We start from the raw sequence: 19614 nt of genomic DNA on the forward strand, positions 1-19614 counted from the left end.
CCCCTAACGCGCCGTAAACCGTTCCCGACGCAACAACTCCACCTCGGGCAGTTCCAGCGGGGGCAGCGAGCCCACCACCTTCCCGAGCAGCAAGTCGGCCAACTCGGGGTTGCGGGCCAGGCACGGCCCGTGCATGTAGGTAGCGACGACGCTGCCCTGAACCGCGCCGTCGACACCATCGCCGGCCCGGTTCCCCGCGCCCTTGACCACCGCACTCAACGGAGCAGCGTCCGGCCCCAACACCGTCCCGCCTCGATGATTCTCGAACCCGGTAAGACGCTGACTCAACCCCGCCAACAAGGGCTTGGCCACCAACTCGCCGATGGTGCGGGAATCCTGCGGCGACGTCGTTACATCCAGCAGGCCGACCCCGTCGACACGTTCCCCCGAGGACGTTTCGTACCAATGGCCAAGCACCTGGATGGCTGCGCAAATCGCCAGCACGGGTGCCCCTCGCTCGGCCGCGCGCTGCAGACCTGGGTACCGCTGCAAGTGCCGGGTCGCCAACCGCTGCGCGTAGTCCTCCGCGCCGCCCAGTGTGTACAGGTCGAACGAGTCGGGGACCGGATCGTTCAGCGTGATCTCGACGATCTCGGCGGCGATGCCCCGCAGCCGCAGCCGTTGCCGCAGCACCACGGCGTTTCCACCGTCGCCGTAAGTGCCCATGACGTCGGGCAGCACGAGCCCGATCCGCACCACCGAGTCAGCCACGGCGCGCCAATGCTCGTTGCAACTGCAGGAACGCCGTGTAGTTGGCGACGACCTCCACGCGGCCGGGTGGGCAGGACGCGATGGCGGCCAGGGTGTCATGCACCAGGGTGTGTTCGACTCCGGCGTACCCCAGGCGAACCGCCAGGTCGGTGCCGCGTTCGCCGGCGGCGACCACCGCGGTTTCTTCGAAGTGCTCGAAGCGCACATCCCACAACCAGGACAAATCCTCGCCGTCGGGTACCTGCCCGTTGACCGCGATGACCACCCCCGCCGCGTGCTTGTCCACCATCGACAACGCTTCCTGCCAGCCGGCCGGATTCTTGGCCAGCAGAATCCGCGCCTCGTGCGCCCCCATCCGGACCGTCCGGTAGCGCCCGGCCACCTCGTCCACGTTCGACACCGCGGCCACAGCCGACGACGGGTCCGCACCCAACGCCACGGCGGCCGCCACGGCCTGCGCGGCGTTCCCGCGATTCACCTCGCCGGGCAGCGCCAACTTCATCGGCAGCGCGACCCCACCTGGCCCGTAGATCTTGTCGTCGTCGAACCACCAGTCCGGGCTCGGCCGTTTGAAATCCGCGCCGGTGGAATACCAGTGCCCCTGTTCGCGGACGATGACCTCGCCGCTGCGGGGACAGCTGACCGAGTCGTTCGCCCATGAACCGCCGGCGGCCACCCACACCACGTCCGGGCTGTCGTAGGCCGCCGACGTCATCAGCACATCGTCACAGTTGGCGACGACGGTTGCCTTCGGGTGTCGGGCCAGGCCGGATCGCAGCGTTCGCTCGATCACATTGATCTCCCCGACCCGGTCGAGCTGGTCTCGGGACAGATTGAGCAGCACGATGACGGCCGGTGAAACGGCATCGGCGACATGCGGCACATGCATCTCGTCGACTTCCAGGGCCGCCAGCTCGGCGTCACGTTTCGCGGCCAGCGCGGCCACGAGACCGGCGTCCATGTTGGCGCCCTCGGCATTGGTGGCGACGTCCCCGAGTGTCCCCAGCGCGGCGGCCGTCATCCGGGTCGTCGTCGACTTGCCGTTGGTGCCGGTGACGATGACAGTGCGCCGGCCCTCACCGAGCTGACGCAGCACCGAGGGGTCCAGGGTCATCGCGACCAGGCCGCCGATCATCGCTCCGGCGCCGCGACCGGTCACCCGCGACGCCCAACGCGCGCCGGAGCCGGCAGCGAGGGCTAGACGAGCACGCGCGGTAACCACCCGGGCAGTTTAAGGGGCCAGGCGCAGCGGGTGCAGCGGGTCGCGCTGCAGGTCACACCGCAGCGAAAATGGCCGACACGGTGCGCGGTGCGGATGGCATGTCGGTCTGACGTGCCATCCTCATGCCATGAACCGGATTTCCTGGGGTCGTCCGGCGCGCGAGCCGGACGCAGGTTGGGCCGTCATCGACGTCGAGACCTCCGGTTTCCGGCCGGGTCAAGCCCGGATCATCAGCCTGGCGGTCCTCGGCCTGGACGCCGCGGGCCGAGTGGAGCAATCCGTGGTCAGCCTGCTCAACCCCGGCGTCGACCCCGGGCCGACACACGTGCACGGCCTGACGGCCGCGATGCTCGAGGACCAGCCGCAATTCGCCGACATCGTGGGCGACGTCACGAAGGTGCTGCGCGGCCGCACTTTGGTGGCACATAACGTCGCCTTCGACTACGCGTTCCTGGCCGCCGAAGCGGAGCTGGCCGACGCCGAACTCCCGATAGACACCGTCATGTGCACGGTCGAGTTGGCCCGCCGACTCGATTTAGGCCTGGACAATCTGCGGTTGGAGACCCTCGCCGCGCACTGGGGCGTCGCCCAAGAACGGCCGCACGACGCGTTTGACGACGCGCGCGTGCTCAGCGGGATCCTGGCACCCGCGCTGGCGCGTGCCCGTGACCGCGACGTCTGGCTGCCGATCCATCCCGTCACCCGACGTCGCTGGCCGAACGGCAGGGTGACCCACGACGAGGTGCGACCGCTGAAGGTGCTGGCGTCGCGGATGCCCTGCCCGTATCTCAACCCCGGCCGCTACGTCGCGGGCAGACCGCTGGTCCAAGGCATGCGCGTGGCATTGGCGGCGGAGGTGAGACGGACGCACGAGGAACTCGTCGAGCGGATCTTGCATGCCGGATTGGCCTACGCCGACGACGTCGATCGCGACACCTCCCTGGTGGTGTGCAACGACGTCGCGCCGGAACAGGGCAAGGGATACCACGCCCTCCAGCTCGGCGTACCGGTGGTTTCCGACACCCAATTCCTGGATTGCGTTGGCTCCGTCGTCGGCGGCCGAACCATGGAGCAGTTTGCCGACACCACCCTGATCGACGAACAATTCGCCCTCTTCTAGGAACCCTCTTGCAACCACTACATCTGTAGTGTTACCGTCATGCCATGACAACCACTACAGATGTAGTACAAGCAAAGCGCAACAGTTCCTGGTGGGACACCTACCGGCGACACGGCTACTTCTTCCGAGAAGTCGCGATGCTGACGATCTCGCTCGGCGTCGTCATGCACGTCTACCGAGTGATCTTCGGAGACGCCCTGACCCTGCAGTACGTGATGAACGTGACGAACGACCGGATCCTGCTCGTCCCGATGACGTATGCCGGCATCACCGGAATCCTGGTGTGGCGGCGGGTGAAGTTCGCCAACAAGCGACACCGGGCGCTGTTCACGGGGTCGGTCGTCTACATCGCCGGCAGCGTCCCGCTGCACGTCTACTGCTCGTACATCGTCATGGACACCACGATCGTGACCTGGTTCCCGATGTGGTTCAGCTACCTCCTGCTGATCGTGGTCTACCCGGTCTTCCTGACCATGTTCTGGCGGCTGCGCTACAAAGAATCCTGATGCCCCCCAACCCCGAACGACGCACTCAGATCCTCGACACCGCCATCGGCATCCTCGCCGACGAAGGGGTCGGGGGTCTGACGCATCGCCATGTGGACGCCGTTGCGAAACTGCCGTCCGGTACCACGTCCAATTACTTCCGCACCCGCCCGGCGCTGCTTGAGGCCACCGCCGCACGAACCGTCGAGCTGCATTGGCAGCGCGTGGATGCGTTGCGCGCGGCGGTCGGCTCCCTCGACCGGGACGGCCTGAAGGCGCTGATGACACGCATGCTCGCCGAACCCGACGAACAGATGCGCCGCTACACGTTGGCGCGGTTCGAGCTGTTCATGGAGGGCACACGGAGGCCCGAACTGCGGCCGTTGCTGGCGCAACTGCAAGCCGCTGCCGTCAAGTCCGCAACCCTTATTTTCGAGGCCGCGGGCCTGGACCCGACGCCTGACCAGATGGAAGAACTGAGCCGCTTGCTCAACGGCTACATGTTCAGCAAGCTCACGATCCCGAATCAGGACGATCCGGCCGGCTTGGTCGACCGGCTGCTCAGCGCGTACTTCGGCTAGCAATCTGGCCGAGGATTTGTGGTCACGCGACCGTGGGTGGGCGGATACGTTGAACCCATGTGCAGGGCACGCGCGGTCGTGGCGGCGACGCTACTCGGGACCGCGCTGACGTCATCGGCGTGCGGGGCCGACGCCAACGGCGCGAGCAGCGACATCGTGCACGTGCCTGCGAACCTGTGCGCCCTGCTCAGCGCCGATGAGGTCAGTCAGGCCATCGGCAAGCCCTACCCGGTCCCGACGCGAACGCACGACGGCCTGGGCCAACAGGATTGCGAATCGGTCCCGGCCGAAGGCAACACCGTCAGCTTCACCCTGTTCTGGGGAAACTGCGTCGACGGCAGGCAACCCAACATGGATTGCCGCAACTCGGTGTCCGGCACCTTCACCAGGATCAGGCAGGAAGCAGCCACCACCAATGCGGTCGAGCAGATCCCCAACCTCGGCGAACAGGCGTTCTGCACGCCGGGACCGTATGCCACGGTGACGGTGCTCAAGCGCTGGTATTACCTGACGGCGGTGGCCGACACGTGCGCCCAGGCCCAGCGCTTGGCCGGCGCGCTGCCGGCCAAGCTGGGCTGACGGCTAACGGCTGACGGCTAACGCACGGCGCGGTTGACCGCCGACACCACCGCCCGCAGCGATGCCGTCGTGATCGACGGCGCGATGCCCACACCCCACACGGTCTTGTCACCCACCGAAGCCTCCACGTAGGCAGCGGCCTGCGCGTCGTCACCGGCGCTCATCGCGTGCTCGGAATAGTCGAGCACGGCGACGTCGAACCCGACGGTCCCCAGGGCGTGGACGAACGCGGCCAGCGGACCGTTGCCTTCGCCCTTGATCTCGGTCTCGACACCGTCGATCTTGACGATCGCGGTGATGCTGGTGGTGCCGGTGTCTTCCTCGGCGGCATCGACGTGCTGCCGGATGCGCTCCAGCGGCCGGATCGGCGCCAGATACTCCTCGGAGAACGCCTCCCACATCTCCTTCGGCGAGACCTCGCCGCCTTCGCCATCGGCCAGCTTCTGGATCACCTGCGAGAACTCGATCTGCAGTCGGCGCGGCAGGGCCAAACCATGGTCGGTCTTCATGATGTAGGCCACCCCGCCCTTGCCGGACTGGGAGTTGACCCTGATCACCGCCTCGTAGGTGCGCCCGACGTCCTTGGGGTCGATAGGCAGGTAGGGCACCTGCCAGAGCATGTCGTCGACGTCGGTGTCGGCGGCGTCGGCGTCGAACTTCATCGCGTCCAGACCCTTGTTGATGGCGTCCTGATGGCTGCCGGAGAACGCGGTGTAGACCAGGTCGCCGCCGTAGGGGTGACGCTCGTGCACGCGCAGTTGGTTGCAGTACTCCACCGTGCGCCGGATCTCGTCGATGTTGGAGAAGTCGATCTGCGGGTCGACGCCCCGGGAGAACAGGTTCAGCCCCAACGTCACCAAGCAGACGTTGCCGGTGCGCTCGCCGTTGCCGAACAGGCAGCCCTCGATCCGGTCGGCGCCGGCCTGGTAGCCCAATTCGGCTGCGGCGACGGCAGTTCCGCGGTCGTTATGGGGGTGCAGGCTCAGGATGACCGACTCCCGGTTGGCCAGGTTGCGGCTCATCCACTCAATCGAGTCGGCGTAGACGTTGGGCGTGGTCATCTCCACCGTGGCGGGCAGGTTGAAGATGATCGGGTTGTCCGGCGTCGGTTGGATGATCTCGCCGACGGCGTTGCAGACGTCGCGGGCGTATTCCAGCTCGGTGCCGGTGTAGGACTCCGGCGAGTACTCGAACCGCCACTGCGTGCCCGGATACTTGGCGGCTTCCTCGATGCACTTGCGCGCACCGTCGACCGCGATCGCCTGCACCGCGTCCCGGTCGGCGCGGAAGACGACGCGGCGCTGCAGGATCGACGTCGAGTTGTAGAAGTGCACGATCACCTTGGCGGCGCCTTCGCACGCTGCGAAGGTCCGCTCGATCAGCTCTGCCCGGCACTGCGTCAGCACCTGGATGGTGACGTCGTCGGGAATGGCGCCGTCGGTGATGATCTCGCGGACGAAGTCGTAGTCGGTTTGGCTGGCCGACGGGAACCCGACCTCGATCTCCTTGTAGCCCATGCGCACCAGCAGGTCGAACATGCGGCGCTTGCGGGCCGGGCTCATCGGGTCGATCAGCGCCTGGTTGCCGTCGCGCAGGTCTACGGCGCACCACAGGGGCGCGCGGTCGATGACGCGGTCCGGCCAGGTGCGGTCGGGCAGGCTGATGGGTTCGACTTCCTCGGCAAACGGCCGATACCTGCTGACCGGCATCGACGTGTTGCGCTGGGGGTTCCAGACGGGCTGACCCGGTGCGGGTGGACCGGCCGGTTTGACGATCGTGCGGGCCGAACTGTACGAGTCGGGTGAATCAAAATTGGTCACGGTAGTTGCTCCGGTGAATTTTGGGGGACCTCAGACCGGCGCATTGCGAACCCCCGCGACGGGAAGCCGGTCTGGATCAGACCCCGTCGCGGCGTCCGAGGAGGAGCACCCGCTGCACGTTCTGAATGCTACCGTGCGCGGCCCGGGAGCCAAAACCGCGTAGCCTCCTGCCGATGAGGTCGTTCATGACTGCGAGTCACTCCGCGACTTGCTGGGCCGCCAGGTTGATTGCGATTACCTCCTGCAGCGGCGCTGCTGTTCTCGGTGCCGCGGCGGATTGCGCCGCGGCGCCCTCTGGCCAGCTGATGGGAATGCTGCCGGCTGGCTTCTCCTCAGACAATTGCCGCGAGACAGAGCCTGCGGAGGGGTCACTCGAGCGGGTGAGGTGCGGCCAGAACAACGGACCGAGCGGACCCTCGCGCGCAGTGTTCCTGCTCTATGCGACCCCCAATGACTTGACAAGAAGCTTCGCGCACGGCGCGGGCGTAGCCGGTTACTCGGTGGCGTCGTCCTGCCCGGGTGATCAAGCGTCACCCGGGACGTGGGGCGATAGCTACCGCGATCAGACGGCGGGTCTGGTCGAATGTGCGGCCTCTGTTGAGGGCAATCCTGCGGTGATCTGGACCGACGATGACCATCGCAGACTCGGCATCGTCGAGGGCGACGACATTGACACCCTTTATCGGTGGTGGCGAGTCAACGCTTGACGGGTCACCCGGCCCCGAACCCGAGCGGGCTCTGCGCCCATGCCAGATCCCAGCCGGCCGTCTCGGCCATCCACCCGGGCACGCCCATCAGCCACAACGTCGCCACTGTCACCGCCGCCGTCAACAGCGTGCCCATGAACTGCACCGCCCCGTGCTGTCGGCGGAACCACCGCATCACAGCGTTGTACCGACCCCGCACGTACTTGAGCAGCCGCCGGAAGACGCTGAACTCGGTAGCCAGGACCGCCAGGCCCAGGAACACGATCGCCCAACCTGGACCCGGATACGGGATGGCGATGATCCCGACGCTCAACAACGCCAGCCCAACGATGCCGACCAAGATGCGGTAGGTCACATCGAGCGCGGGCCAGGAGCGCAGTCGATCGCGCGCGCTGGACAGGCGGCGTCGTAGGCGCCCTCGCGGTTTGTCGGCATTCCCGGCCATGCCTCAGGTATTCCCGCAATGGCGTGGAAATCAATCAAGATGCGCCGACCCGTATCCTGTTGTGGACTTATAGCCAGAGCAAGAAAGGGAGATGGTGGCGCTCGTCGTCCAGAAATATGGCGGATCGTCGGTGGCCGACGCCGACCGGATTCGTCGCGTCGCCGAGCGCATCGTCGAAACCAAGAAGCAAGGCAACGACGTCGTCGTGGTCTGCTCGGCGATGGGCGACACCACCGACGACCTGCTCGATCTGGCGCAGCAGGTCTGTCCGGTCCCGCCGCCCCGGGAACTCGACATGCTGCTCACCGCCGGTGAACGCATCTCCAACGCGCTGGTCGCCATGGCCATCGAATCGCTGGGCGCCCAAGCCATTTCGTTCACCGGTTCGCAGGCCGGCGTCATCACCACCGGGACCCACGGCAACGCGAAGATCATCGATGTCACGCCGGGACGGTTGCAGGCCGCCCTCGACGAAGGCCGGATCGTGCTGGTCGCCGGATTCCAGGGCGTCAGCCAGGACACCCGCGACGTCACCACCCTGGGCCGCGGCGGTTCGGACACCACGGCGGTAGCCATGGCCGCCGCCCTGGGCGCCGACGTCTGCGAGATCTACACCGACGTCGACGGGATCTTCAGCGCCGACCCGCGCATCGTGCACAACGCCCGCAAGCTCGACAAGGTGACCTTCGAGGAAATGCTCGAGATGGCGGCCTGTGGCGCCAAGGTACTGATGCTGCGCTGTGTCGAGTACGCACGGCGCTACAACATCCCGGTGCACGTGCGCTCCTCGTACTCGGACAAGCCCGGCACCGTTGTCGTCGGATCGATCAAGGACATAGCCATGGAAGACCCCATCCTGACCGGAGTCGCGCACGACCGCAGCGAGGCCAAGGTGACCATCGTCGGAATCCCCGACATCCCCGGCTACGCGGCCAAGGTGTTCCGCGCCGTCGCCGACGCCGAGGTCAACATCGACATGGTGTTGCAGAACGTCTCCAAGGTGGAGGACGGCAAGACCGACATCACGTTCACCTGCGCGCGCGACAGCGGGCCCACCGCCGTGGCCAAGCTGGACTCGCTCAAGGACGAGATCGGCTTCACCCAGCTGCTCTACGACGACCACATCGGCAAGGTGTCGCTGATCGGGGCTGGCATGCGCAGCCACCCCGGTGTCACGGCGACGTTCTGTGAGGCGCTGGCCGCCGTCGGCGTCAACATCGAGCTGATCTCCACCTCCGAGATCCGGATTTCGGTTTTGTGCCGCGACACCGAACTAGATAAGGCCGTGGTTGCGTTACACGAGGCGTTCGGCCTCGGCGGCGAGGAAGAGGCCACGGTGTATGCGGGAACGGGACGATAGATGGGCCTTTCGATAGGTGTAGTCGGCGCCACCGGCCAGGTGGGTCAGGTGATGCGCACGCTGCTCGAAGAACGCGACTTCCCGGCCGACTCGGTGCGATTTTTCGCCTCGGCCCGCTCGCAGGGCCGCAAGTTGCCGTTCCGCGGCCAGGAGATCGAGGTCGAGGACGCCGAGACTGCCGACCCGTCCGGCCTGGACATTGCGTTGTTCTCCGCCGGGGCAACCATGTCCCGGGTCCAGGCGCCGCGATTCGCCGCGGCCGGTGCGACGGTCATCGACAACTCGTCGGCCTGGCGCAAGGACCCCGACGTGCCGCTGGTGGTGTCCGAGGTGAACTTCGAGCGCGACGCCGGCCAACGCCCCAAGGGCATCATCGCGAACCCGAACTGCACCACCATGGCCGCGATGCCGGTGCTCAAGGTGCTGCACGACGAAGCCGGGCTGGTGCGCTTCGTGGCCTCGTCCTATCAGGCGGTCTCCGGCAGCGGTGTGGCCGGCGTGGCGGAGTTGGCCGAGCAGACGCGTGCGGTGATCGACGGCGCCGAGCAGTTGGTGCACGACGGCCGCGCGGTGGATTTCCCGGCGCCGAAGAAGTACGTGGCGCCGATCGCGTTCAATGTGGTGCCGCTGGCGGGATCGTTGGTCGACGACGGCTCCGGTGAGACCGATGAGGACCAGAAGCTGCGTTTCGAGAGCCGCAAGATCTTGGGCATCCCCGACCTGCTGGTCAGCGGCACCTGCGTCCGGGTGCCGGTGTTCACCGGTCACTCGTTGTCGATCAACGCCGAGTTCGCTCATCCGATCACGCCGGAGCGGGCCCGAGAACTACTTGACGGCGCCCCCGGGGTGAAGGTGGTCGACGTGCCCACGCCGCTGGACGCGGCCGGTGTGGACGAATCACTGGTCGGCCGCATTCGGCAGGATCCGGGCGCCCCGGACGGGCGTGGCTTGGCGCTGTTCATCGCGGGGGACAACCTGCGCAAGGGGGCGGCGCTCAACACCATCCAGATCGCGGAGTTGCTGGCCGCCCAACTGTGACGCGCACCAAAGACCTGAGCCGAACAAAGCGACCCGTTCACAGCTCCTACATAAGGAACGCATAGTTGACTTGCTCGGTAACGGGAGCATCATGCGTTTTATGAGTGAAACTAACGAAATCCCAACAGCGCCGACAACCACCGCCGTTGCCCCACCCCCGGTCGCAACAGTGCACCAAACCCCCAAGGTCTTCAAAGCCGCAGCCTGGGTGGCGATCGTCGCCGGCATCGTGTTCATCGTCGCGGTCATTTTCTTCTCCGGATTCCGGCTGGGTTTGGCGGCGGGTCACGGAGGCCATCACTTCAAGCACCACAGGCACCACGGGATGATGCACCAACAGGGAATCCCCAACAGCCCGCCTGCGTCCGTCGCTCCGGGCGGCCCGGGCGGACCGGGTCAGGTCCCGACGTCGGTTGCGCCGTCGCTGGCGCCTGCCACGACACCCGGTCGATAACGTCTGCTGCCGATAGCCCGGCGCTCAATTCGGGCGCCGGGCTCAAACGCATCAATTCATGGCAACTTTGTGTCCTTAGCTCTTTACGGTTGTTGCAGCACTGCGCGATATTCAAGACATGACTGAAACGCCCGAGCCCGCAGCCAAGACAGGTCCCGTCGCGGCCGCCGCACCGCCACCAGGGCATGTGGTGGAGAAACCGCCGAGGCTCTACCGCGTCGCGGCGTGGGTGGTGATCATCGCCGGCATCACGTTCATCGCGTGGACCTTGTTCTTTGCAGGTGCCATGATTTTCGGGGCGGGGACGTGTCATCACCACCGTCATCACCATCACGGCCAAATGGGTCCGGGCGACGGTCCGGGCGGCCCGGGTCCGGGGTGGCAGTTCAGGTTCCCGGGTGGCCCACCGCCGCCTGGCATGGGTCCCGGTTTCCCCGGTGGCCCGCCGCCGGGTGCCGGCGGTCCGGGTGCCCCGACGGGTCCCGCTCAGCCGCCGACGTCCGCGCCCACCGCGCCAAGCACTCCGCCTGGACGCTAGCCGCGCCCGCCCGCGTCGTCAGGTGGTTTAGACGCGGCGCATACTGGGCTATGTGACCGTAGTGTCGCGCATTACCCCACCCGGCCCTGAGCAGACGGCGCCGGGCCGCGCGGCGGCTTTCCTCAGAAAATCTTGCTTTGCAACGCGATTCGGCCGCGACGTCGTGTCGGGGCCGAATCGCGTTGTGGCTCTACGGTTTCCATTGCACCAGCCCAGTTAGCGAGGAGATCGCGAAATGACGGAGCGATACACCACCAACGATGCCGGCAATCCCGCCCCGAGTGACGATCAATCGTTGACCGTCGGCCCCAACGGTCCGATCCTGCTGCAAGACCACTACCTGATCGAGCAGATGGCGCAGTTCAACCGGGAGCGGATCCCGGAGCGCCAGCCACACGCCAAGGGTGGTGGTGCGTTCGGGCACTTCGAGGTGACCAATGACGTCAGCAAATACACGCGCGCCGCGGTGTTCCAGCCGGGCACCAAGACAGACACGCTGATTCGGTTTTCCACCGTCGCGGGGGAGCGAGGCAGCCCAGACACCTGGCGCGACCCGCGCGGGTTCGCGCTGAAGTTCTACACCAGCGAAGGCAACTTCGACATGGTGGGCAACAACACCCCGGTCTTCTTCATCCGCGACCCGCTGAAGTTCCAGCACTTCATTCGCTCCCAAAAGCGCATGGCTGCAAGCAATTTGCGTGACCACAACATGCAGTGGGATTTCTGGACCCTGTCGCCGGAGTCGGCGCACCAGGTCACCTGGCTGATGGGGGACCGAGGCATTCCCAAGACTTGGCGGCACATGAACGGCTACAGCAGCCACACCTACAGCTGGATCAATGCGACCGGCGAAATCTTTTGGGTGAAATACCACTTCATCACCGACCAGGGTATCGACCACCTGACGCAGGAGGAGGCCGACCGGCTGGCCGGTGCGGACGGCGACTACCACCAACGGGATCTGTATGAGTCCATCGAGGGCGGCAACTACCCGAGTTGGACACTCAAGATGCAGATCATGCCGTTCGAGGAGGCCAAGTCCTACCGCTTCAACCCGTTCGACCTGACCAAGGTATGGCCGCACGGTGACTACCCGTTGATCGACGTCGGCAAGTTGACACTCGACCGCAACGTCACCGACTACCACACCGAGATCGAGCAGGCCGCGTTCGAACCCAACAACATCGTGCCGGGCACCGGACTGAGCCCGGACAAGATGTTGCTGGCCCGCGGCTTCTCCTACTCCGACGCACACCGGGCCCGGATCGGAACGAATTACAAGCAGATTCCGGTAAATACACCGCGGGTGGAGGTCAACAGCTACTCCAAAGACGGGGCGATGCGGATCAAGAACGTGTCCGATCCGGTTTACGCACCCAACTCCTACGGCGGCCCGCACGCCGACCCGGCTCGCGCGGCCGAGGTTCGCTGGTTCGCCGACGGGCAGATGGTTCGTTCGGCGTACACCTTGCACACCGAGGACGACGACTGGGGCCAGGCCGGCACCTTGGTCCGCGACGTCATGGACGACGAAGCCCGAGACCGGTTGGTACACAACATCGTTGGGCACGTATCCAAGGGTGTGAAAGAGCCGGTGCTGGCACGGGTGTTCGAGTACTGGCGAAACGTGGACCAGGACCTGGGCAAGAAGGTCGAGGAAGGCGTCCGCGGCGGCTGACGACCAGACACTCGATGCCTGGCATGATCGAAGAGCATGAGCATCGAAGTCGTTTACACCACCGAATCCACCGCGACCGGCGGCGGGCGTGACGGCCACGTCAAGTCCGATGACGGCCGAATCGATTTGGAAACCCGTCCGCCAAAGGAGATGGGCGGAAACGGCGAGGGCACCAACCCCGAGCAGTTGTTCTCCGCCGGCTACGCGGCCTGTTTCCTCGGTGCGCTGCGGTTGGTTGCGGGCAAGGCCAAGGTCAAGCTCGACGACGCCACCAATGTCACCGTGCAGATCGGTTTCGGAAAGGACTCCGAGGGCGGGTTCGGGCTGACCGGCAAGATCGTCGGCTACCTGCCCGGCCTGGAGCAGAGCCAGGCCGAGGACCTGGTGCAGCAGGCGCACGGCGTGTGCCCGTATTCGAAAGCGACCAGGGGCAACATCGACGTGGAAGTCTCGGCCAAGGTCTAAGCCTCAAGATGAGGTTCGCAACAACGACGCTGACTCGGCTCATCGGCTCAGCGCTCGCGCGCCACCAGCGATTTTGAGGATCCGGTTAGCCCGCGCGACCAAACGGGAATATGTCGGCGTGGTCTGGAAGATGAAGTATTGACGGCTATCGTTCCCAGTAGCTGCGCAAGCTCCGGGCCCGGAGGGATCATCATATGACGTTCGCCGCCAGCAGCACCGCGGTCGATACCGAGATCCTCAGCTCGGCGGCGGCAGCGGAATACATCGCCGAAGGGTGCCTGGTCGACGGCCCGGTGGGCTGCGTCGGTCTAGAGGTCGAGGGACACTGCTTCGACCCGGCCGATCCGTTGCGCAGGCCCAGCTGGGGCGAGATCGGCGACGTGCTGAAGTGGCTGAGTCCATTGCCGGACGGCAGCGCGATCAGCGTGGAACCCGGCGGCGCCGTCGAGTTGTCGGGTCCGCCGATGGTGGGAGTGCTGCCGGCCATCGACGCGATGGCCCGTGATCAGGCGGTGCTGCGGTCGGCCTTCGCCGAAGCGGGGCTGGGTTTGGTCTTCCTCGGCGCGGACCCGCTGCGCCCGCCCCACCGGATCAACCCCGGAGCGCGTTACCGCGCGATGGAGGAGTTCTTCGCGTCCAGTCACAGCGGAGAAGCGGGCGCGGCCATGATGACATCGACGGCTTCAATCCAGGTCAACCTGGACGCCGGGCCGCAGGCCGATTGGGCCGCACGGGTACGACTAGCCCATGCGCTGGGGCCGACGATGATTGCGATCGCGGCCAACTCGCCCATGCTCGACGGCGACTTCTCCGGCTGGCAATCCTCCCGACAGCGGGTGTGGGGACAGATGGACTCCGCACGCTGCGGGCCGATTCTGGGTGTCAGCGGCGACGACCCCGGCACCGATTGGGCCCGCTACGCGCTGAAGGCGCCGGTGATGTTGGTGCATCAACCAGATGCTGTGGCCGTCACCCAATACGTGCCGTTCACCGACTGGGTGGACGGTCGGGTGCTGCTGGGTGGGCGCCGACCCACGGTGGCAGACCTCGAGTACCACCTGACCACGCTCTTTCCGCCGGTTCGCCCCCGCCAGTGGCTGGAGATCCGCTACCTCGACAGCCTGCCGGATCGCTACTGGCCGGCGGTGGTGGCCACGATGGTGACTCTGCTCGACGACCCTGTCGCCGCCGACCTGGCAGCGGACGCTGTCGAACCGGTGGCCACCGCCTGGGACACCGCCGCGCGCGTCGGCCTCGGTGACCGGCGGCTACGCCGGGCGGCCAAGCGATGTATCGCCATAGCCGCCGATCGGGTCCCGCCCGCACTCGGCGATGCAATGCAGCCGTTGATCCGAAATGTGGAGGGGGGACGCTGTCCGGCGGACGACTTCGCCGACGAGGTTTTCGAGCACGGCATCGCCCAGACGGTCACCCAACTGGCGCAAGGCGGACTGTGACGTCCAGGGAGCAGCTTGCCGACGAATTGACTCGGGTGCGCACGCGCACCCTGCGGTTGGTGGATTTCGACGACGCGGAGCTCTACCGCCAGTACGACCCGCTGATGAGTCCACTGGTGTGGGATCTGGCGCACATCGGCCAGCAGGAAGAACTGTGGCTGTTGCGCGGCGGTGACATGAACAAACCGGGCATGCTGCCGCCGGCGGTGGAGGGTCTCTACGACGCGTTCGTGCACTCCCGCGCCAGTCGGGTCGAGCTGCCGTTGCTGTCGCCGGGACGAGCGCGGTCGTACTGCCGGGACGTGCGTTCCGCAGCGCTGGACGCCCTTGATGCGCTACCCGCCGACGCCGAAGACTTCGCGTTCGGCCTGGTCATCAGCCACGAACATCAGCACAACGAAACCATGCTGCAGGCGTTGAACCTGCGTGACGGCCCGCCGCTGCTTGGCGAGACGTCGGCGGTGCCCGTCGGTCGGCCGGAACTGGCCGGGACGTCTGTGCTGGTGCCCGGGGGCCCCTTTGTGCTGGGCGTGGACGCCGCAACGGAGCCTTACTCGCTGGACAACGAACGCCCCGCCCACCTCGTCGACGTGCCGGCCTTCCGGATCGGCCGCGTTCCCGTCACCAACGGGGAATGGCGACACTTCATCGACGACGGCGGATATGCCCAGCCGCGCTGGTGGTCACGCCGTGGCTGGGAGCACTGCCAGGCCGCCGGCCTCACCGCACCGCAATTCTGGAACCCGGACGGACGCACGCGCACCCGGTTCGGCCACATCGAAGACATTCCCGCCGACGAACCCGTACAGCACGTCACCTTCTTCGAAGCGGAGGCCTACGCAGCCTGGGCCGGAGCCCGTCTGCCCACCGAAGTGGAATGGGAAAAAGCCTGCGCATGGGATCCGGCGACGCAGTCCCGGCGCCGATACCCGTGGGGAGCGGCCGAACCGTCAGAGGTGCACGCCAACCTGGGCGGCGGCGCGCTGCGTCCCGCCCCCGTCGGCGCGTACCCGCACGGCGCGTCGGCGTACGGGGTCGAGCAGATGTTGGGCGACGTGTGGGAATGGACCAGTTCGCCGCTGCGGCCATGGCCGGGGTTCGTTCCGATGATCTATCAGCGATATTCCCAGCCTTTCTTCGACGGCGACTACCGGGTGCTGCGTGGCGGGTCGTGGGCGGTGGCGGCGAACATCCTGCGGCCCAGCTTTCGCAATTGGGATCACCCGTATCGTCGGCAGATCTTTGCCGGTGTCCGGCTGGCCTGGGACGTCTGATGTGCCGTCATCTTGGTTGGCTCGGGGCACCCGTCGCAGTGTCCGCGCTGGTGTTGGACCCGACCCACAGCCTTCGGGTGCAGTCCTATGCGCCCCGCCGACAAAAGCACGGCCTGATGAATGCCGACGGCTGGGGCGTCGGTTTTTTTGATCGCGTCTCTGACGGCCCTTCCGGTGACGACGTGCCGCGTCGATGGCGCAGTCCGGCACCCCTGTGGGGGGACGCGTCGTTCGAATCGGTTGCCCCCGCGTTACGTAGCCACTGCGTCGTCGCGGCGGTGCGCTCGGCGACGGTCGGCATGCCCATAGAGGCCAGTGCAACGGCGCCCTTCACCGATGGTCGGTGGCTGCTGTCGCACAACGGTGTCGTGGACCGGTCACTACTGCCGGTCACCTCGTCTGCCGAATCCTTCTGCGACAGCGCGGTTTTGGCGGCAACCATCTTCGAACGCGGCATCGACGCACTGGGCGAGACCATCGTTGAGATCGGCGGCGCCGACCCGCTGGCCCGGCTGAACATATTGGCGGCCAATGGTCACCGGCTGGTCGCCACCACTTGGGGAGACACCTTGTCGGTCCTGCGACGTGACGATGGCGTCGTGCTGGCCAGCGAGCCCTATGACGACGACCCAGGGTGGGAAGACGTGCCGGATCGCCACCTGGTGGATGTCACCGTGGATCGACTCGAGTTTATCCCGTTGGTTTAGAAAGGTTTTCGATGACGCTGTCGCTGTCCAATCACCTGGCCGAGGATGCGGCGTATCACGCACTACGCCGCGACGTACTGGAGGGACTGCAGCAGACGCCGAAATCCTTGCCGCCCAAGTGGTTCTACGACTCGGTTGGCAGTGAGTTGTTCGACCAGATCACGCGCCTGCCGGAATACTACCCGACCCGCGCCGAGGCGGAGATCCTGCGCGTTCGCTCCGCCGAAATCGCAGCGGCCAGTGACGCCGACACGCTGGTCGAGTTGGGCAGCGGAACATCGGAGAAGACGCGACAACTGCTAGATGCGTTGCGTGACCGCGAATCACTCCGCAAGTTCGTGCCCTTCGACGTCGACGCAAACATGTTGTCCGAGAGCGCGGCCGCGATTCAGCGTGAGTATCCGGGCATCGAAATCCAGGCTGTCTGCGGTGATTTCGAGGAGCACCTGGCCGAGATTCCCGGCGGCGGTCGCCGCCTGTTCGTGTTCTTGGGGTCGACGATCGGCAACCTGACACCCGAGCCGCGGGCGAAGTTTCTCGCGACCCTGGCCGGCATAATGCGGACGGGTGACAGCCTGCTGCTAGGTACCGATCTGGTCAAAGACGCGGACCGGCTGGTCCGCGCCTACGACGATGCCGCGGGGGTGACGGCCCAGTTCAATCGCAACGTCCTGGCCGTGATCAACCGGGAACTCGACGCGAACTTCGCCGTGCATGCCTTCCAGCATGTCGCCCGGTGGAACGTGACAGAAGAACGGATCGAGATGTGGCTGCGCACCGACACTGAGCAGCGAGTGCACGTCGCGGCGCTCGACCTGACCGTCGCCTTCGATGCCGGCGAGGAGATGCTGACGGAAGTCTCGTGCAAGTTCCGGCCCGGCGCGGTCGGTGCGGAACTGACCGAGGCCGGTTTGCGGCCCATCCGTTGGTGGACGGACGCCGCCGCCGACTTCGGCTTGTCGCTGGCCACCAAATGAGCCGCGCCGACGACGATGCAGAGCGATGCGATGAGGAGGAGCGGCGCGATTGAGTCCCGCTGGTTGGCCGACCGTTGGCGCGCGGCGCGTCCCCCGGTAGCCGGGTTGCATCTGGACAGTGCGGCGTGTTCGCGCCAGAGTTTCGCGGTGCTCGACGCGACCTCGCACCATGCGCTACACGAGTCCGAGGTAGGAGGTTATGTCGCCGCCGAGGCGGCATCGCCGTTGTTAGACGCCGGAAAGGCAGCCGTGGCAGCGCTTTTCGGCATGCCCGACGCCGAGGTGGTGTTCACGACCGGCTCGCTGCACGCGCTGGCGCTGTTGCTGGGCAGCTGGCCCGGCGCGGATGGGACCGCGAGGACCATAGCCTGCCTACCTGGGGAATACGGCCCCAACCTCGCGCTGATGGCGGCCCACGGATTCACGCCGCGTTCGCTGCCGACCCTTGCTGACGGCAGGCTAGCGATAGACGACGCGGCATACCAGTTGGAGGAAAATCCACCCGATTTCGTTCACCTGACTACCGTCGCAAGCCACCGCGGCACGGTCCAACCGGCCGCGATGTTGGCGTCACTCTGCCGTGAGCTCGGCGTACCGCTGGTCATCGATGCGGCGCAGGCGTTGGGCCAGGTCGACTGTGCCGTAGGCGCCGACGTCGTCTATTCGTCGTCGCGCAAATGGATTGCGGGGCCTCGCGGTGTCGGTGTCTTGGCGGTGCGTCCCGAGTTGATGGAACGCCTGGTGCCTCGCTTTCCGCCACCGGAATGGTCCGGACCACTGTCGGTTGCACAGCGATTGCAGTTTGGCGAGGCCAACGTCGCTGCGCGAGTGGGATTTTCGGTGGCAATAGGTGAGTATCTGGAATGCGGGCCAGACCTGGTGCGGGCGCGGTTGGCGGAATTGGGCGGGGTCACCCGCAGTCTGTTGGCCGACGTCGACGGCTGGGTGGTGGTCGAGGAGGTCGAAGAGCCCAGTGCGATAACCACATTGGCACCGGTCGAAGGTGTCGACCCGCAAGCCGTGCGGGACTGGTTACTGGCGAAGCGCCGGATCTTGGTCACCTATGCGGGTTTACAGCGGGCGCCGCGCGAGTTGACGACTCCGGTGCTTCGACTGTCGCCGCATGCGGACACGACAACCGAGGACTTGGAGATCTTCGCGGCGGCGTTGATCGACGCGACGGCAGCCACCACCTAAGTCGCCGTCTAGCCGGAGTGCGTCGGCAACGGGCTGCAACCGCTGCGGTGAAGGTTTCTTGTATTCACGTTGCGATCAGCTGATAGCAGACGAACGCAGGTAAGTCTATCCGGCGGCAATAGTTGCACCGGTTGCCGGAAAAGTTGGTTAGCTCACCTCCATACTGTCAGAATGCTGCGATTCCGGTATTCGGATTGGCTGAGTCGCGCTCTAAACCTGTTGTCGCCCTGGGTATTTAAGGCCCTGCGCAAGAGCGGAAGCCGGCAGCCGCGCCGCGGACAGGTCCCGCACCGTATACAGGTACCGAGTTGGTGTAGTTTGCCGGCGTAACAATCTGGTACGCGTGTCTCTCTAACGGACGTGCGCCTCGATCGGAACGCCACTCCATTCGTGCGTGTCCGGTTGCCGGCGTCTTCAGTTCGTCGCCGGATTTCGCAATTTCGCGTGCTTATTTAGCGCCTGTGCGGTAGCTTTGCGTGTCGGTAGAACGCGTCGCGTCCGGGGTGGGCACCTAGTGTGCGTGACATTCGGTCTATCGGGACCTGCGTGAGAGAAGGTTGAGTCAATGAATTTCTCTATGCTGCCACCCGAGATCAACTCCCTCCGTATCTTCGCCGGCGCAGGAGTAGAGCCGATGTTGGCTGCGGCCTCGGCCTGGAGCGGTCTGGCCGAAGAGTTGGCTGCGGTTGCCGAGTCTTTCGGTGAGGTGACTTCCGGTCTGGCTGGTGGGGCGTGGCAGGGTCCAGCGTCGGTGGCGATGGCTGAGGCTGCCACCCCGTATGTCAGCTGGTTGAACACG

At 66.0% G+C, this 19614-nt stretch carries 21 protein-coding genes; 17 read left to right on the plus strand and 4 right to left on the minus strand.

All coding sequences use genetic code 11. The features are described 5' to 3' along the window. Window positions 1-3: 3 nt before the first annotated feature. Together BST27_RS26290 and BST27_RS26295 are read right to left on the minus strand one after the other, a co-directional pair. Complete coding sequence (locus BST27_RS26290) at window positions 4-699, minus strand: type 1 glutamine amidotransferase (protein WP_139805385.1); 696 nt, start codon at window positions 697-699, stop codon at window positions 4-6. 4 nt (window positions 700-703) lie between these two features. Beyond that, window positions 704-1933 (minus strand): Mur ligase family protein, encoded by a 1230-nt coding sequence (locus BST27_RS26295; protein WP_069417943.1) that lies wholly within the window; start codon window positions 1931-1933, stop codon window positions 704-706. A 127-nt stretch (window positions 1934-2060) separates the two neighbouring features. Between BST27_RS26295 and BST27_RS26300 the strand changes: the two genes are divergently transcribed. From BST27_RS26300 to BST27_RS26315, 4 genes are read left to right on the plus strand one after another with little or no spacing between them, the layout of a single operon-like run. Beyond that, window positions 2061-3053, plus strand: a complete 993-nt coding sequence (locus BST27_RS26300) for a DEDDh family exonuclease (protein WP_069417944.1) — start codon at window positions 2061-2063, stop codon at window positions 3051-3053. A 44-nt stretch (window positions 3054-3097) separates the two neighbouring features. After that, on the plus strand, window positions 3098-3559 hold the full coding sequence (locus tag BST27_RS26305) for a hypothetical protein (protein WP_069417945.1): 462 nt from the start codon (window positions 3098-3100) through the stop codon (window positions 3557-3559). Continuing rightward, window positions 3559-4119: a TetR/AcrR family transcriptional regulator gene (locus BST27_RS26310; RefSeq protein ID WP_069417946.1), complete on the plus strand. Its 561-nt coding sequence runs from the start codon at window positions 3559-3561 to the stop codon at window positions 4117-4119. Before BST27_RS26305 ends, BST27_RS26310 begins: the two co-directional genes overlap by 1 nt. A 57-nt stretch (window positions 4120-4176) precedes the next feature. After that, the gene (locus tag BST27_RS26315; protein WP_069417947.1) at window positions 4177-4698 is read left to right on the plus strand and encodes a hypothetical protein; all 522 of its coding nucleotides are present in this window, start codon (window positions 4177-4179) and stop codon (window positions 4696-4698) included. A gap of 17 nt (window positions 4699-4715) precedes the next feature. Here the strand turns inward: BST27_RS26315 and leuA are convergent, their stop codons facing one another. Then, the gene (gene leuA, locus BST27_RS26320) at window positions 4716-6518 is read right to left on the minus strand and encodes a 2-isopropylmalate synthase (RefSeq protein WP_069417948.1); all 1803 of its coding nucleotides are present in this window, start codon (window positions 6516-6518) and stop codon (window positions 4716-4718) included. A gap of 455 nt (window positions 6519-6973) precedes the next feature. On the opposite strand from leuA, the gene BST27_RS26325 reads away from it, so the two are divergent. Then, entirely contained in the window at window positions 6974-7225 is a 252-nt protein-coding gene (locus BST27_RS26325) for a hypothetical protein (RefSeq protein ID WP_139805382.1), read from the plus strand. 4 nt (window positions 7226-7229) lie between these two features. Here BST27_RS26325 and BST27_RS26330 read toward each other — a convergent pair whose 3' ends face one another. After that, window positions 7230-7670, minus strand: coding sequence for a TIGR02611 family protein (locus BST27_RS26330; protein WP_069417950.1), 441 nt, complete (start codon window positions 7668-7670; stop codon window positions 7230-7232). 94 nt (window positions 7671-7764) lie between these two features. On the opposite strand from BST27_RS26330, the gene BST27_RS26335 reads away from it, so the two are divergent. The 12 genes from BST27_RS26335 to BST27_RS26390 form a co-directional block, all read left to right on the plus strand. Next, window positions 7765-9030, plus strand: a complete 1266-nt coding sequence (locus BST27_RS26335; protein ID WP_069418041.1) for an aspartate kinase — start codon at window positions 7765-7767, stop codon at window positions 9028-9030. Beyond that, window positions 9031-10068: an aspartate-semialdehyde dehydrogenase gene (locus BST27_RS26340; RefSeq protein ID WP_069417951.1), complete on the plus strand. Its 1038-nt coding sequence runs from the start codon at window positions 9031-9033 to the stop codon at window positions 10066-10068. Window positions 10069-10159: 91 nt separating this feature from the next. Then, window positions 10160-10522: a hypothetical protein gene (locus BST27_RS26345; protein ID WP_139805383.1), complete on the plus strand. Its 363-nt coding sequence runs from the start codon at window positions 10160-10162 to the stop codon at window positions 10520-10522. A 118-nt stretch (window positions 10523-10640) separates the two neighbouring features. Next, window positions 10641-11060, plus strand: coding sequence for a hypothetical protein (locus tag BST27_RS26350; protein WP_079220149.1), 420 nt, complete (start codon window positions 10641-10643; stop codon window positions 11058-11060). A 235-nt stretch (window positions 11061-11295) separates the two neighbouring features. Continuing rightward, window positions 11296-12738, plus strand: coding sequence for a catalase (locus BST27_RS26355; protein WP_069417953.1), 1443 nt, complete (start codon window positions 11296-11298; stop codon window positions 12736-12738). A 36-nt stretch (window positions 12739-12774) separates the two neighbouring features. Next, window positions 12775-13203, plus strand: a complete 429-nt coding sequence (locus tag BST27_RS26360) for an organic hydroperoxide resistance protein (RefSeq protein WP_069417954.1) — start codon at window positions 12775-12777, stop codon at window positions 13201-13203. A gap of 194 nt (window positions 13204-13397) precedes the next feature. Continuing rightward, complete coding sequence (gene egtA / locus BST27_RS26365) at window positions 13398-14660, plus strand: ergothioneine biosynthesis glutamate--cysteine ligase EgtA (protein ID WP_069417955.1); 1263 nt, start codon at window positions 13398-13400, stop codon at window positions 14658-14660. Beyond that, entirely contained in the window at window positions 14657-15934 is a 1278-nt protein-coding gene (gene egtB / locus BST27_RS26370) for an ergothioneine biosynthesis protein EgtB (RefSeq protein WP_069417956.1), read from the plus strand. Before egtA ends, egtB begins: the two co-directional genes overlap by 4 nt. Then, window positions 15934-16641: an ergothioneine biosynthesis protein EgtC gene (gene egtC / locus BST27_RS26375; RefSeq protein WP_069417957.1), complete on the plus strand. Its 708-nt coding sequence runs from the start codon at window positions 15934-15936 to the stop codon at window positions 16639-16641. The genes egtB and egtC overlap by 1 nt, the downstream gene beginning before the upstream one ends. A gap of 11 nt (window positions 16642-16652) precedes the next feature. Next, the gene (gene egtD, locus BST27_RS26380; protein WP_069417958.1) at window positions 16653-17618 is read left to right on the plus strand and encodes an L-histidine N(alpha)-methyltransferase; all 966 of its coding nucleotides are present in this window, start codon (window positions 16653-16655) and stop codon (window positions 17616-17618) included. Between the two features lie 15 nt (window positions 17619-17633). After that, complete coding sequence (gene egtE, locus BST27_RS26385; protein ID WP_069417959.1) at window positions 17634-18815, plus strand: ergothioneine biosynthesis PLP-dependent enzyme EgtE; 1182 nt, start codon at window positions 17634-17636, stop codon at window positions 18813-18815. A 565-nt stretch (window positions 18816-19380) separates the two neighbouring features. Next, window positions 19381-19614: PPE family protein (locus tag BST27_RS26390; RefSeq protein WP_139805384.1), on the plus strand; the 234-nt coding region annotated here is incomplete at its 3' end.

Source organism: Mycobacterium intermedium (assembly GCF_002086275.1).
In the GTDB taxonomy this organism is placed as follows: domain Bacteria; phylum Actinomycetota; class Actinomycetes; order Mycobacteriales; family Mycobacteriaceae; genus Mycobacterium; species Mycobacterium intermedium.